Source organism: Postechiella marina (assembly GCF_039538365.1).
In the GTDB taxonomy this organism is placed as follows: domain Bacteria; phylum Bacteroidota; class Bacteroidia; order Flavobacteriales; family Flavobacteriaceae; genus Postechiella; species Postechiella marina.
Genome location: NZ_BAABCA010000005.1, coordinates 31,792 through 46,921, shown reverse-complemented (window position 1 = coordinate 46,921; position 15,130 = coordinate 31,792). Strand labels below are relative to the sequence as shown.

Genomic DNA, 15,130 nt, shown 5'->3' with positions numbered 1-15,130 from the left:
ATGATAAAACTAAACAAAGCAACAAATCAAAACCATTTTATAATAATAGAAACGCTTGCCAATACTATTTGGCGTGAGCATTATCCAAGTATTATAACTATAGCACAAATAGATTATATGCTTGAAAAATTTAATTCTATTAATGCCATAGAAGCTCAAGTAAGTGAAGGTGTAAATTTTTATTATATGACTTTTAACGAAACTCCTGTTGGTTATATGGCGATAAAAAAAGAAACCGATTTTTTGTTTTTAAGTAAGTTATATGTGTTAAAAAATTATAGAGGAAAAGGCGTAGGTACGGTTACTACTCAATTTATTATGGATGAGGCTGCTAAAGGTAAATTAAAATCTATTCAATTAAAGGTAAATAAATATAACTTAAACTCTATAGCTGCTTACCAAAAAATGGGATACAAAAAGGTAAAGTCCATGGTAACAGATATTGGCGAAGGTTTTATAATGGACGATTACTTGTTAGAGAAAAAAATTAGCCCTCAATAACATCTTTATATTCTAAAAAGAAGTCTTCAAATAAAGCCATGTGTATATTAAAAAACTCCATAACATCTCGCCACGAGTTTTTATTATGGATGGATACTTTTTTATTTAAAGGTACAAGAATTCTAGATATTTCTTTTTTGTTATCTAAAATATATTCTTCGTGATAAATGGCTTCAGGTAGATATTCGTCAAGTAAAATAGACTTTAAAGCAACTAGTTTTTCCCAATAGTTAATGCGGTTTTCTAAATCGTCTTCAAGATCTAAAACAACACAAGCTGTTTTATTATCAAAATGAAATTTAAAACTAAAGCCTTTTAATTTTGTATCGTATAAAATCCATTTTCTTGGAAACGATTTTCCAAAACTTGTCCAAAAACTTTCTCTTAATAATCTAGATTCTTCTTTGCTAAACACGTTTTATATAAATTATATATCAATATTATTAAATTTCATCCATTTGTCTACCGTTTGTATCCAATAATTTAAAAAGTTTTCATTGTAAAAAATACTAGAAAAATCGTTAAATCTTTGTGCATGTATACCTCCATAATACAGCCAAATGGCTAATCCGCCATAGGGAATTAATCTTTTTTCTTCGTCGCTAATAGGTGTTACAGATTGGTAACCTTCAATAAGCGCATTCATTTTTTCTTTAAAAACGTCTTTGTTAGGTTCGTTTCTAAAAATAACCATAATACTATAAGCTAAATCTAAAAATAGCCAACCGTTTCCACAATTATCAAAATCAAAAAAGGTGATATTAGTCTCGTTTTCAATTTTTATATTCTCGTACCATAAATCGAAATGTACAATGCCAGAGCGCAAAGCATTGGTATTTGCTTTTTTGAATTGAGAAGCAATAATGGTATTCGCTCTTTTAATAAAATTAATAGACTCTAATGGTTTAGAAAAAGTACTTTCAACTTGGTTTAGAGCCCAATTTACAAGTGTATCTGCATTGTAATTAATTCGATTAATAGTTTTGTTTGCTGTTATTAAATGCATTTTTGCCATTTCTAAACCTAGAGTTAGGCAATGTTTTTTTGTAGGGTTTACTATACTGTCTCCTATGGCATATGTAAATAAAACAGCATAACGCAACCCTTCTGCAGCTTGTAGTACTTGTATGTAGTTAGATGTTTTGTCTTTAATAGGGTACGCTACAGAGATTTGATTATCGTTTAATAAAAGAAGTAAATCTAATTCGGCTTTAATTTCTGCTTTTGTGCGCCAATTTAAATTATAAACCCGAAACACATATTTACAGGTGTCATTTTCTATTATGTAAGTATGGTTAACACCAATTTTAATAATGCGACAGTTTGTATTGGCATTAAAACCATATTGCTCTACCACATAATTACCCAAATATTTAGGAGAAAGGGTAGAAGTTATGGCAGGAAACGGTTGCATTATAATATTATTAAAACTACATTAGGTAAGCTATACCAACACCTAAAATTATAGAAATAAACTTTGATAAATTAAATTTGTGACCATCTCCGGTTTCAAACAAAATAGTTGTAGCAATATGGAAAAAGATACCAATAACTAGCGCATTAACACTGTTAATAAACATTTCGCTTAAATTTGCAGTGTTAGATATTAGTGTGCCTAACGGAGTCATGGCTGTAAATATTAACAAAAAAACTCCAATTTGTAGTTTGCTATAATTACTTTGTAGTAAAAACAAACTTACAATAGTAGCAATAGGTATTTTATGTATTAAAATACCATAAACTATATCGTTATGCTCATGTATAGGAAAACCTTCTAAAAAGCTATGAATACATAAACTAATAAATAACAACCAAGGAAAATTTGTTTCTTTTTTATCTTTATGTACATGCCCATGTTCTGCACCTTTAGAGAACAACTCTAAAATAATTTGCAGCATAATACCACACATAATATACAAACCAGCAAGTTTGGTGTTTAAGTGATGGTAAACCTCTGGTAATAATTCAAAAAGAGTTAAAGCTAATAAAAAGGCACCACTAAAAGATAGTAATAACTTAGTGTTAAACGACTTTTTGTTTTTGGTTAAAGCTGCAATTATAATACCTATTATAACAGCAAGAATGGGTAATAAAAATTTATTCATTAAAAAAACTAATTATTCTGTAGTTTTAAATTTTACTATTTAAAAATCATCACTAAACGTTCCGATGTTTTTGGGTTAAATTTATTTAATTTATAATCTCCAAAAATATCTAGTAAATGCACGTCGGCTTGTTCAAAAAGCAATTCAAAATCGTTTAGAGTAAAACCTCTAACACGTTCTTGAAATGCGTATGGTGTATCGTTTGCTTCAAAAGTTATATCTTTAATAATATAACCATTTTTAACATAGCGTTTTAAGCTAAACGTAATACCATCAACTGTTTTAATTTCTTCTGGTACTAAATTATCAATAACAAATTCACTATTCATAAAATCTATAACACCAAAGCCAAAATCGTTTAAATCAGATTTAATAGCCTTAATGGTTCTTAAATTATCCTCGTCTTTATCAAAATAACCAAAACTTGTAAATAAGTTAAAAACCGCATCAAACTTAGCATTGTATGGCAAACACATATCGTGAACCTCAAAATTTAGGCTATGGTTTTCAAATTGTTTAGCAAATTTAATACTGTTTTCGCTTAAATCTACACCCGTAACTTTGTATCCAATTTTGTTTAAATATCTAGCATGTCTGCCTTTGCCACAAGCTAAATCTAGAACAGATCCAGTATCTGGTAAATTTAAATAATTAGTAAGCGTATCCATAAAAGCATGTGCTTCGGTATCGTCTCTATCTTTATATAAAATGTGGTAAAATGGTGTGTCAAACCAAGATGTAAACCATTCTTTTTTGTTGTTGCTCATAGTTTTGGTTGGAGGTTACTCTAAGTTGCACGGGCAACTTAGAGTCAGGCTTTCCGCTATATCTTTTTAAAAAGGGCATTACTAAACCAAGAAAAATTTAGTTGCAAACTAGTTGCATAGTCCTTAGTTAAATTATAGCAAATTAATTTTTAAAAAGGATGTCGCATCAATCCTTAACCCAAATTATTAATAAACTTTAACGTTTGCCGCAAAATTACGTTATTTTTGCAATCTATTAGTTGTAGACGAAAAAAATGGCAGAAAATTTCAAAATGGTAGCCAAAACCTTATTTGGTTTTGAAGACTTACTAGCAAGAGAGTTAACACAGTTAGGAGCAGTACATGTAAAAACTGGCGTGCGTAACGTAAGTTTTATGGGCGATAAAGGCTTTATGTATAAAGCTAACTTGGGCTTGCGTACCGCAGTAAAAATATTAAAACCTATACATAGCTTTAAGGTTAGAAACGAAAAAGATTTATACGATAAAATTAATAAAATGCCTTGGGAAGATTATATGAAATCTTCTGGTACCTTGGCGGTCGATGCTACAATTCATTCAGATTTGTTTACGCACTCACTTTACATAGCTCAAAAAACAAAAGATGCCATTGTAGATCGTTTTAGAGACAATACAGGCGAACGCCCTAATGTAGATTTAAAATTTCCAGACTTAAAAGTAAATGTACATATAGACAGACAGCAATGTACCATTTCGTTAGACTCTTCTGGAGACTCCTTACATAAACGAGGCTATAAATTGGCAACAAATATTGCTCCAATAAACGAAGTTTTAGCAGCTGGATTAATAATGCTTTCGGGTTGGGATGGACAGTCTGATTTTATGGACCCTATGTGCGGATCTGGAACCATGCTTGCAGAAGCAGCCATGATAGCTTGTAACATACCTCCAAACTTAATGCGAAAAGAATTTGCTTTCGAGCGCTGGAGCGATTGGGATGTCGATTTATTCGAGAAAATAGAAGAATCGTTATTAGGTAGAACGCGAGATTTCCATCATAAAATAATTGGTTACGATAAAGCACCAAGTGCTGTAAATAAAGCCAAAGAGAATATTAAAAATGCACAATTAGACGACTTTATAGAAATAAGACACGAAGATTTCTTTAAAACCAGAAAAGCAGGTGATGCTAAATTGCACATGGTGTTTAATCCGCCTTATGGCGAGCGTTTAAATATAGACATGCAAGAATTTTATGGTAATATTGGTGATACACTTAAACAAAATTATCCGGGTACCGATGCTTGGTTTATTACCAGTAATCTTGATGCTCTTAAATTTGTTGGTTTGCGCCCATCTAGAAAAATACAATTATTTAATGCTAAATTAGAGTCGCGCTTAGTTAAGTATGTTATGTACGAAGGCAGTAAGAAAGGGAAGTACATAAAAAAATAATATGTAGCTTTAAATTACCATGAAAATACGTTTTGCTTTTTATTGTTTTTTTAGTTTTTACCTAAGTCTTTACAACCTTAAAGCGCAAAGTTTAAATTTGTTTAAGCAAGTAAAAACAGAAACAAAAATTAACAATAATGGAGTAAGTACAACACTTATTAATAAAGGAAAAGACAAGGTTTTTCATGTTTTTTCCAACAATACCAATACTAAAAATAAATATGCTTGGTCTAGTATTTTAATAAAAGAGAAAAAAAGGCTTTCTAAATACAACTTTATTAGCGCTGTAGTAGAGAACAAGGGAAAAACAGAACTCGATGTTATATTTTGGGTAACCTCTGGAAAAGGCTGGAATGCTGTTGCAGATACGATAACTCTTGCTGCAGGAAAAAAGAAAACATTAACATGTAATTTAAGAGAACAATTTCCTGATGGCACTTTTAAACTAAACCCTAATTATATAAACCAAATACAATTAATGTTTGTAAATGCAAAAGGATTTATAGATGTTGAGTGGTCTGCTTTAAAAGCAAAAGAAAAAATAAATAATTGGGATAGACCTAAAAACAGATTGGATGTACCAATAGCTAAACAAACCAAACCCAAAGCAGGAACTCGTTTTTACTATAAATTAAATGCTGGTTCTAATTTATATAGTGTTGTTTATTTGCCAAAAAATTGGAAACCAAATAACTCTAAAAAATACCCCGTAATAGTAGAATTTCCTGGTAATGTATATTACACAAAACAATGTTATTCTACAGGCAAACCAGAAGACTGTGTTATTGGTTATGGTATGAGCAAAGGTGAAAATGCGATATGGGTGAGTTTACCATTTGTAGACTATTCTAAAAATAGTATTGCAGAAAACGGTTGGGGAAATGCAGACAACACAGCAGATTATACCGTAAAAACAGTAAACCATATTATAAATAATTTTGGAGGAGACGCAAACAATATTGTTTTAACGGGATTTTCTAGAGGAGCTATAGCTTGTGGTTTTATAGGTTTAAGAAATGACGAAATTTCTAATTTATGGAAAGGTATTCATGCTTGTCAACATTATGATGGAGACGGATGGAAAGGGGCTAATATGGCAGAAGCCTTAGTACGCCTAAAACGCTTAAAAAAAATAAAACTGTTTGAAACAGATAATAGCGAAAGTAAATTAAAAGCTATGCTAGATAAAGTAAATGCCGATGTAGTTTATTATAATTCGGGGTTAAAAGCTCATGCTTGCGATATGTTTTTAGATGATAGAACATCTACTTTAGCCTTACGTACGTGGTTTAAAAGTTTAGTTTTAAATTAATTAGCTTTGTAATTATTGAGCTAAAGCTTTTATAATATTTATGTTTACTTCGTGTTTACCATCAAATAGCTCAACTTTTAAATTATTTTTAAAAAGGGTGTGTGCTCGTTTTAATTCGGTTTGCAAGCGGTTTGGTGTAATATATTCATCTTTATCACCACAAACAACATGAGTTTGCCCGTTGTAAAAGTTAAAATCATTTTCGTTCAATTCTTTTGGAATACTACCAGAATGTAAAATAAGTTTATGGCATTGTAACTGTTTAAAAGCTACATAGCGAGTAGCAACACTTACGCCTTGAGAATACCCAAATACAATAATATTTACATTACTGGGGATGTTTTCTTTTTGCAAAATCGAATCAAAATAGTTTAAAATGTTTTTGGATTCAGTAGTTGTGTTTTCTTTTGTTAACCAACTAGCGCCAACATATTTAAAATCTTGTTTTACGTAATACTTGCTTGGTGCTTGAGGAGCAATAATATAGTTTTCGTCAGTATTTAAATGTTTAAAATATTTTAAGAAATACCGACTTAAATACCCTAATCCGTGACATACAAACCAAACATTTTTTGTAGAACTTTTAAGCGTATTTAAAGTAGAGTAGGAGTTGGTTGTTGTATATGATATTTCTTTTTCTTCTGATTTCATTTACACTTATCTTTTGTACTTTCGCAATATAATTTATTATCGATTTTAAAAATACATTATTTATATGCAAATATCTAAAGACACCATTTTAAAACAAGCTAATGCAGCTTGTAAAAACACCTTAATGGAAACGTTAAATATTGAAATGGTAGATTTTGGAGACGATTATTTAACAGCAAGAATGCCTGTAAATGCTAAAGTGCACCAGCCAGACGGTGTGTTGCATGGTGGTGCTACTGCTGCTTTGGCAGAAAGTGTAGGTAGTTTTGCATCGCATGTTTTTATAGATACAGAAAAGTTTTTTGTTCGTGGCTTAGAAATTACAGCTAACCATGTTAAAAGTGTAAAAGAAGGTTTTGTTTATGCAAAAGCAACATTTTTGCATAAAGGAAGAACAACCCAATTATTAGATATAAGAGTAACAGACGAAGCTAATAATTTAATTTCTATTTGTAGATTATCTACCATTACGTTGCCAAAAAATAAATAATGATTTTGGAAGATTTCTTTGCTCTTTTAGAGCAACAATATAGCAGTAAATTACCTTTTGTAGCGTATAGAAAACCTAATAGATTAGAGATTAAGTCCTTGCTTCAAAATAATGAGGCGTTACACATAAATACTAATTTTACAGATAGCGGATTTGTTTTCTCTCCGTTTGACGATATAGATGAAACAGTTATTATTCCTGTAAAAGATTCTCAAGTTATTTCTACAATTTTTTTTAAAGCAAAATATAAAAACACAGATTTAAACCCGTTTTTAGAAACAGAAAGTTTAGATTCTAAAAAAAAGCATATTGCTTTAATAGAAAAAGGAATAAGAGCGATAGAGGACGATGCTTTTAAAAAAGTAGTCTTGTCTCGTAAAGAAACTGTAGCGGTTTCAAAAAATAACCCTATAACCATATTTAAAAAGTTGTTACATAAATATACATCGGCATTTGTTTATTGTTGGTATCATCCAAAAGTAGGGCTTTGGTTGGGTGCAACACCAGAAACTTTAATAAAAATAGAAGGCAACCGTTTTTCTATTATGGCTTTGGCAGGTACTCAAAGTTTTAGCGAAACAACAAATGTGGTATGGAAAGCAAAAGAGCAACAAGAGCAACAGTTTGTTACAGATTTTATAGTTAATAATATTTCGCCTTTTGTAGAACAGACAAAAATATCTGAGACAGAAACTGTAAAAGCAGGTAATTTATTGCATTTAAAAACCATGATTTCTGCACAGCTAAAATCGTCAATGTTTAATTTAAAATCTATTATTTCTGTTTTGCACCCAACACCAGCAGTTTGTGGTTTGCCAAAACAAGAAGCTAAAGATTTTATATTGAAAAACGAACATTATAATCGCGAATTTTATTCTGGTTTTTTAGGCGAACTAAACATAGAAACTACTGTAGCGCCAAGATCTGGCAAGCGTAATATAGAAAATAGAGCGTATGCTGTAAAGCGAAAAAGCACACAACTATATGTAAATTTACGCTGTATGCAATTAAAAAATAGCGAGGCCACTATATATGTTGGAGGCGGTATTACAAAAACATCGCATGCAGAAAGCGAATGGGAAGAAACAGTAGCCAAATCTTTAGTGGTTAAAAGTATATTAGAATAGCTGCATTTTTAATACGTATTTCTTATTTTTACGGTACAAATTTTACATTAAAATAAAAGGCTTTTATTTTATGATGTTTAATTTGTAAAAACATATATAGGTTAAGTTGAAGGCTTAATATATTCTATTTTACAGAAGTACTTAAATGATATACCCAAAAATTCCGTTAGCACAAACTGTTATTCAGCTTTGTAAAGCGAAACATATAAAACATATTATTATTTCTCCAGGTAGCCGAAACGCACCTTTAACTATTGGTTTTTCTAACGATAGTTATTTTAATTGTTACAGTATTGTAGACGAGCGTTGTGCTGCTTTTTTTGCTATGGGAATTGCCCAGAAAACAAAAGAACCAACAGCTGTAGTATGTACATCTGGATCGGCATTATTAAATTATTATCCAGCTGTAGCCGAGGCCTATTATAGCGATATACCATTGGTTGTTTTATCTGCCGATAGACCAAAACATTTAATAGGTATTGGCGATGGACAAACTATTAATCAGAAAAATGTTTTTAAAAATCATATTTTATATTCAGCAAATTTAAAATTAGATTTAGATGAGAAAGCAAAAACAGAAGAAGAACTTCCAATTTTTAAAAATTTAGAAAATAAGTTAGAAACGTTATTAGGTTTAAAAGAGTCTATACAAACCTTTAATAATCAAGAAATTAATAAGGCAATTAATATATCTATTACAAATAAAGGACCTGTACATATAAATATTCCTTTTGACGAACCTTTATATAATACGGTTGATACTTTAGATGCTAATTTGGTTGTTATAGAGCCAGAACCTGTTATTCTAAACATTGACGATAGTGACATAACTAAATGTGCAGAACTTTGGAATAGAGCTAAAAGAAAATTGGTTTTAATTGGCGTAAACGATCCGGAGGATATAGACGAATCTTATTTAAATACTTTAGCAAAAGATGATAGTGTTTTGGTGTTTACAGAAACTACATCTAATATTAGTAATGCATCGTTTTTTCCAAGTATAGATAAAATAATAGCGCCATTTACAGATGATGATTTTAAGAGGCTACAACCCGAAATTATTTTAACTTTTGGGGGGTTAATAGTTTCTAAAAAAATTAAAGCTTTTTTACGAACCTATAAAGCGAAACAGCATTGGCATGTTGATTTAAAAAAGGCTAACGATACTTTTTTTAGCTTAAATAAGTTTTTTAAAACGAGTCCTAATTACTTTTTATCTAAGTTGTTTTCTGTAACTAAACCAGTTAAAAGTGATTATAAAGTATATTTTGATAACATAAAAACATACAGAGAGGCGAGGCATAATGCGTATTTAGAAACCTTAGAATATTCTGATTTAAAAGCTTTTAATTCTATTTTAAAAGCCATACCAAATAATACAAATTTACAATTAAGCAATAGTTCTACGGTAAGGTACGCACAGTTGTTTAACTTAAATAGTACATTAAATGTGTATTGTAATCGTGGTACAAGTGGTATAGATGGAAGCACATCTACAGCTATTGGTTTTGCTTTAGCTAGCCCAAAACAAACCACTTTAATTACTGGAGATATTAGTTTTTTTTACGACAGTAATGCTCTTTGGAATAATTACATACCAAAAAATTTTAGAGTTATTTTAATTAATAATAGTGGTGGTGGTATTTTTAGAATTTTACCAGGAGATAAAAACACAGAGGCTTTCGATACTTTTTTTGAAACAAAACACTCGCTTAATGCAAAACACCTTTGTAATATGTATGGGGTTAATTATTTAAAGGCTGAAAATATATTAGATTTAGAAAAAAACTTGGAGTCTTTTTATAATGATGATATAGGGCCTAAGCTACTAGAGGTTTTTACTCCACGAACTTTAAATGATACCTTGTTAATTAACTATTTTAAATTCTTGAAATAGTTAATATGTGACTTTGTTTTTTTTCTTGTGTCTAAAAATTGTTACCTTTAAAAAGCTATCAATTAAATATTAATATTAAACAAATCATTATGAGTAAAAGAGATGACCTTATTGTAAAGTATGCAGCCGATTTAAAAGATAAATGTGGTGTAGATGTAGACATGGATTTATTGACTAAAGTTACTATTGGTTGCGGACCATCAATTTATAACAAAGATTCTTCTACGGTTTCAGGGTCGGATGAGTCTGAGTTAGCAACTGTAAAAAACAACTTTTTAATTAAGAAATTAGGATTGTCTGACAGTGAAGATTTAGATAAGGGTATTGACGCAGTTATGGAAACTTACGGAAAATCTAACCGTAATAAATACAGAGCAGTAGTGTATTACTTACTAACTAAACACTTTGGTAAAGAGTCTATTTATTAGAAAAAAATAAATTTTAATTTTAAAGCGTTACAATAATTTTGTAACGCTTTTTTATTTTTATTGGTAGATGTTGAGTTTTAATAGACCAGAAACCTAAAGTTATAACCTTTTTTTGGCAGGTAGTTGCAGGAGCGATAGCAGCGACATCCTTTTTTGTGTACCACACTTTTACTTTAAAAACGAATTATTGTTTTTCTATTTGGTTATAAAAAGTAAAATATTTTGATGCAAAAAAGATATAGCGAATAGCGCGGTTTTTATTTTTCTTAAAAACCTGCCCAAATTAGAATGTTTTTTAAGTTATCTTTTCTTAATATGATTACCTTTGCGCTATGATACAAATAGGACAAATAAATACGTTAGAAATACTTCGTGAATCTGAACATGGAGTTTATTTGATTGATGCAGAAGATAATCAAGTTTTACTACCAAATAGGTATGTGCCACGTGAGTTTAAAATTTACGATAAGCTTGATGTTTTTGTGTATTTGGATAACGAGCAACGCCCTGTGGCATCTACAGATTTTCCTTATATTAAACTTGATGAGTTTGCTTTGTTACGTTGTAATCAAGTTAACGATCATGGTGCTTTTTTAGATTGGGGATTAGTTAAGGAGTTATTTTGTCCGTTTAGAGAACAGGCCTTTAAAATGAAGCCTGGAGGTTGGTATTTGGTGCGTTGTTATATGGACGAGAAGTCTGAAAGATTAGTTGCGTCTAGCAAAACAAATAGGTTTTTAGATAATAAAGAATTAACAGTGGCTGAGTTTGATGAAGTTGATTTAATTGTGTCTCATCCATCGGATATTGGTATGAATGTTATTGTAAATGGGCAACATATGGGCTTAATTTATAAGAATAATATTTTTACAGATTTAAGTATTGGAGATCGTATTAAAGGTGTGGTTAAAAAAATAAGACCTGGTAATAAACTTGATATCGCTTTAGGGCAAATTGGTTATAGAAATATAGAGCCCAATGCAGAGCTTATTCTTAACGAATTACACGATAATGGTGGGTTTTTAAGTTTGACGGATAAGTCTAATCCAGACGCCATTAAAGATGCTTTACAAATGAGTAAAAAGAACTTTAAAAAGGCTGTTGGTAGCTTGTATAGACAGCGCTTAATAGAAATAAAAGACGATGGTATTTATTTAATATAGAGATAGTTGTATCTCGTGCCTTACTTTACGATAAACAAAATCTACCGCTTCGTAAATGTTGTCGAAGTCAATATTATGCGATAAGCAATAATTGTTTTCTATTTTTGCATTCATTTTACTAGCTGGTGTATAGCCTACAACAGCATAGCCTTTTAAATTTTTAAATTGCAACCTAAATAAAGGTACATCTAGTAATTTTATGGAGTAAGAGTTTATACGGTTAGAGATGATACCAAAAGATCTGGCATCTCCAAAATATGTTTTTATTTCGTTAAATATTTCTGTACAGTTATCGACATCTACGTGTACCGCCTCGTAAAATTCTATAATCGCTATGTGATTAAAGAAAAATATGTCTCCTATTTTGGTTTTTACTTGTTTTAATACTTGATTTGAAAAATCGGATTCTAAAAGTTTCATATTTAATAGCTACTTTAAACAATAGTTCTTAGTCATACATATTGATGTCTAGAGCTTTTTATGACACAATAAAAAGCCAAAAGTCACTATTTTATGTGTTTTTTTGCTTTAAATACGGTTGAGATTGAGAATAAAAAAAGAGTTGAGAGACTTTAATTAGCATAATAATTAGTTAGTGGTTGAGAGTTTTTGTAAATGTAAAAAATAAAAATGCTATTTTAATAAATAAGTTCTGCTATTTTATTTTCTAGAGCGCTACCTCTTAAGTTTTTTGCAATTACTTTACCAGACGCGTCCAAAATAAAAGTAGCAGGAATAGAGCGTACACCATAGCTTCTTGCAATAGGATCTTGCCAAGATTGTAGGTTAGATACATGGTGCCAAGACATGTTGTCGTCTTGTAAGGCTTTTATCCATCTATCTTTTTGTCCGTTTTTATCTAGAGATACACTAATTATTTCTAATCCTTTTTCATGGAATTTGTTGTACGTTTTTACAACATAGGGGTTTTCTCTACGACAAGGTCCACACCATGAAGCCCAAAAATCTATAATAGTTACTTTACCCTTAATATCGTATAACGCTAGTGGTTTTCCTTCTGGAGTATTAGCTGTAAAATTAGGTGCCATATCTCCAATTTGAATGCCTTTTTGTTGTTGCCTTAATTGTTTTTGCTTTAGAATAGAAGCATTTATATACTTACCGTATTCAGAGTTTTTAATAGCCTCTGTTAAGCCAGAAAATAAGTTTTCTAAGTCTGTAATAGAGGTTTGTTTGTCTGTTATAATACTATTTAAAATAATGGCAGAAACATACGAGTTCTCATGATTTTTTATAAAATCTAAATTTAGGTTAGATAATTTTTTTCGGTTTTCTATTATGTTTTTATATAACTCACTTTTATTAGTTGCATTTTGTATTGTAGCTTTTTTAAATTGATTTGTTAACGTTTTTATACGCGTATTTAATTGGCGTTGTTCTTTGCTATACAGCGCATACTCTTTATTGTTGGTTGTACCGCTAACATTGGATGTTTCTATGCTATCTTTATTTATTGCAATATCGATGGCTCCGTTTTCTATAATTAATGGTAAATAGTTTTTATGCCCATCAATATATAAATACTCCAGGGTAGGTTCGTTTCTTACGCCTTTAAACGAGAATTTTTCGTCTAAAACAATAGCTGTATCTTTATTAATAAGTTGACCACGCTCGTTAGGTTCTTTTAAATAAGCACGCATACCGTTGTAAATACCTTTCGCTGTTCCGTTTATTATATAGTGATCTTTAATTTCTGGTTTACAAGAAAAAAGTGAACATAATAAAAGCAAGTAGATAATAGATTTCATTTTTTTAAGTATTTTGAGTCAAATATAATTATTTATAAAACAGAAACCGCAATGTTTTAGCATTGCGGTTTCTGTAAAAATGAATTTTAAGCTTGATTTTATAATTAGTTATCTTCTAATTTCCATGTTCTAACCCAATCGTATTTTGTTGTTAAATCGTCGAAAGATCCGGTTTCAAATATCCCTCCGTTATCTTCAATAGGGTTCCAATTATAGGTTTCTATAGCCATTGTAATATGGCCTTCTAAGTCAAAATTAGCAGGTGGGTTTGTAATGCTGTGCGATAGCTCTCCATCTAGATAAAATAAAATTTCGGTAGGCGATTTCCACCAGCATCCGTAGACAAAAAACCTAGAGTTATTTTTTTCTGATAATATGGTTTTTGCAGGTGATTGTTTTGCACCAGTTACCTCTGTATCGCAATCTCTATCGTGTCTCCATGTATTTGATGCGTATATGTTTGCAAAATTTTTGGCCCAAGACTGTGTGCCACTATGTACACGACCAACACATTCTTGTATGTCTAGTTCTAATTTTCTAACAGGGCCAGAATTACAATTCTGTAAAAAAGCAATCCAGAATGTAGAAGACATTACGGTTTTATTTGCCTGCATTCTACACTCGTAATACATACCATATTTAGCCTTTTCTTTAGATCGTAAAATAGCGCCACCATGTGTCCATGTGGTACCTTTTACAGTTTTTGGTGTGTCGTACTTAAGTACCGTTATATTTAAGTTACCATCGCTAACAGTTACATTGTCAGAATCGAACAGAGCAGGAGGTCTGCCATACCAACCAAAAGGATCGGTCGCTGGGTCTCTATGCCATTTAGCGTCGTTAAAGGTTATACCTTCAAATTCATCAGACATATTCTCTACTTTTGTCCACTTTTTACCTGTTGGGGTTGGATTTGTGTTAATAAAATAAGGTAAATTTGCAGATGCTTCGCTTTGTGTTACAATAACATCAAAACTACAAGTGGTTATGTTACCAGCAGCATCTTTAGCTTGATACGTATTTGTTGTTGTGCCTATTGGGTAACTATCTCCAGAGGCTAATCCTGCAATTTGATTGGTTGTTACACCGTCTAAATTATCTGTGCCAATGGGTGTGGTGTAGTTTACAATAGCTTCATTTGTAAAAACGTCTATTGTAACATTAATTGTTGTTGGGCAACTTAGTGTTGGTAAAATGGTGTCTTGTTCTTTTTCTTCTGTGTCGTTATCACTATTACTACATGTAAATAGAGAGATTAGCAGTAAAAGTAAAAAGGCTTTTGTTAAGTTGTTTTTAATCATAGTTTAGTTAAATATGTTTTAGTAAAATTAATATTTGACACTTATTTATAAGTTGTGTAAAATCTTATTATGTTGTTCATATGGTTAATTTTTTTATGCTTTTAATTATAAATTATAGCTTAAGTATTGGTTTTAGTTAGTTTTACGCGTGGTAGTAATTATGTATTAGTGTTAAGACTATTAATTTACATTGCTAGTTTTTGT

The 15,130-nt window shown here is 30.6% G+C and carries 16 protein-coding genes; 8 read left to right on the top strand and 8 right to left on the bottom strand.

Features of this window, described 5'->3' with window-relative positions:
- On the top strand, positions 1–501 hold the full coding sequence (locus ABD715_RS11870) for a GNAT family N-acetyltransferase (protein ID WP_344788465.1): 501 nt from the start codon (positions 1–3) through the stop codon (positions 499–501).
- On the opposite strand, the gene ABD715_RS11865 is transcribed toward ABD715_RS11870, so the two are convergent.
- From ABD715_RS11865 to ABD715_RS11850, 4 genes are read right to left on the bottom strand one after another with little or no spacing between them, the layout of a single operon-like run.
- The gene (locus tag ABD715_RS11865; RefSeq protein WP_344788464.1) at positions 488–916 is read right to left on the bottom strand and encodes a DUF4268 domain-containing protein; all 429 of its coding nucleotides are present in this window, start codon (positions 914–916) and stop codon (positions 488–490) included. The genes ABD715_RS11870 and ABD715_RS11865 overlap by 14 nt on opposite strands.
- 12 nt (positions 917–928) lie before the next feature.
- Complete coding sequence (locus ABD715_RS11860; RefSeq protein WP_344788463.1) at positions 929–1,915, bottom strand: phosphotransferase; 987 nt, start codon at positions 1,913–1,915, stop codon at positions 929–931.
- A 16-nt stretch (positions 1,916–1,931) separates the two neighbouring features.
- Positions 1,932–2,606 (bottom strand): ZIP family metal transporter, encoded by a 675-nt coding sequence (locus ABD715_RS11855; protein ID WP_344788462.1) that lies wholly within the window; start codon positions 2,604–2,606, stop codon positions 1,932–1,934.
- A gap of 35 nt (positions 2,607–2,641) precedes the next feature.
- The gene (locus tag ABD715_RS11850) at positions 2,642–3,373 is read right to left on the bottom strand and encodes a class I SAM-dependent methyltransferase (protein ID WP_344788461.1); all 732 of its coding nucleotides are present in this window, start codon (positions 3,371–3,373) and stop codon (positions 2,642–2,644) included.
- 254 nt (positions 3,374–3,627) lie between these two features.
- On the opposite strand from ABD715_RS11850, the gene ABD715_RS11845 reads away from it, so the two are divergent.
- Both ABD715_RS11845 and ABD715_RS11840 read left to right on the top strand, forming a co-directional pair.
- Positions 3,628–4,788 carry a THUMP domain-containing class I SAM-dependent RNA methyltransferase gene (locus ABD715_RS11845; protein WP_344788460.1) on the top strand — a complete coding sequence of 387 codons (1,161 nt, stop codon included), beginning with the start codon at positions 3,628–3,630 and terminating at the stop codon, positions 4,786–4,788.
- Positions 4,789–4,885: 97 nt separating this feature from the next.
- Positions 4,886–6,100, top strand: a complete 1,215-nt coding sequence (locus tag ABD715_RS11840) for a hypothetical protein (protein WP_344788459.1) — start codon at positions 4,886–4,888, stop codon at positions 6,098–6,100.
- A gap of 12 nt (positions 6,101–6,112) precedes the next feature.
- On the opposite strand, the gene ABD715_RS11835 is transcribed toward ABD715_RS11840, so the two are convergent.
- Positions 6,113–6,751: an alpha/beta hydrolase gene (locus ABD715_RS11835; protein WP_344788458.1), complete on the bottom strand. Its 639-nt coding sequence runs from the start codon at positions 6,749–6,751 to the stop codon at positions 6,113–6,115.
- 64 nt (positions 6,752–6,815) lie between these two features.
- Here ABD715_RS11835 and ABD715_RS11830 point away from each other — a divergent pair, with 64 nt between their 5' ends.
- The 5 genes from ABD715_RS11830 (at position 6,816) to ABD715_RS11810 (ending at position 11,856) form a co-directional block, all read left to right on the top strand.
- Complete coding sequence (locus ABD715_RS11830) at positions 6,816–7,241, top strand: PaaI family thioesterase (RefSeq protein ID WP_344788457.1); 426 nt, start codon at positions 6,816–6,818, stop codon at positions 7,239–7,241.
- On the top strand, positions 7,241–8,368 hold the full coding sequence (locus ABD715_RS11825; RefSeq protein WP_344788456.1) for a chorismate-binding protein: 1,128 nt from the start codon (positions 7,241–7,243) through the stop codon (positions 8,366–8,368). Before ABD715_RS11830 ends, ABD715_RS11825 begins: the two co-directional genes overlap by 1 nt.
- Positions 8,369–8,513: 145 nt before the next feature.
- Entirely contained in the window at positions 8,514–10,265 is a 1,752-nt protein-coding gene (menD, locus tag ABD715_RS11820; protein ID WP_344788455.1) for a 2-succinyl-5-enolpyruvyl-6-hydroxy-3-cyclohexene-1-carboxylic-acid synthase, read from the top strand.
- Positions 10,266–10,354: 89 nt separating this feature from the next.
- On the top strand, positions 10,355–10,693 hold the full coding sequence (locus ABD715_RS11815; protein ID WP_344788454.1) for a DUF2853 family protein: 339 nt from the start codon (positions 10,355–10,357) through the stop codon (positions 10,691–10,693).
- Positions 10,694–11,025: 332 nt separating this feature from the next.
- Positions 11,026–11,856 carry a CvfB family protein gene (locus ABD715_RS11810; protein ID WP_344788453.1) on the top strand — a complete coding sequence of 277 codons (831 nt, stop codon included), beginning with the start codon at positions 11,026–11,028 and terminating at the stop codon, positions 11,854–11,856.
- Here ABD715_RS11810 and ABD715_RS11805 read toward each other — a convergent pair.
- From ABD715_RS11805 to ABD715_RS11795, 3 genes are all read right to left on the bottom strand, one after another.
- Positions 11,848–12,276 carry a hypothetical protein gene (locus tag ABD715_RS11805; protein WP_344788452.1) on the bottom strand — a complete coding sequence of 143 codons (429 nt, stop codon included), beginning with the start codon at positions 12,274–12,276 and terminating at the stop codon, positions 11,848–11,850. The genes ABD715_RS11810 and ABD715_RS11805 overlap by 9 nt on opposite strands.
- Before the next feature lie 218 nt (positions 12,277–12,494).
- Complete coding sequence (locus ABD715_RS11800) at positions 12,495–13,625, bottom strand: redoxin domain-containing protein (protein WP_344788451.1); 1,131 nt, start codon at positions 13,623–13,625, stop codon at positions 12,495–12,497.
- Positions 13,626–13,729: 104 nt separating this feature from the next.
- Positions 13,730–14,926 carry an HYR domain-containing protein gene (locus ABD715_RS11795; protein ID WP_344788450.1) on the bottom strand — a complete coding sequence of 399 codons (1,197 nt, stop codon included), beginning with the start codon at positions 14,924–14,926 and terminating at the stop codon, positions 13,730–13,732.
- Positions 14,927–15,130 lie beyond the last annotated feature (204 nt).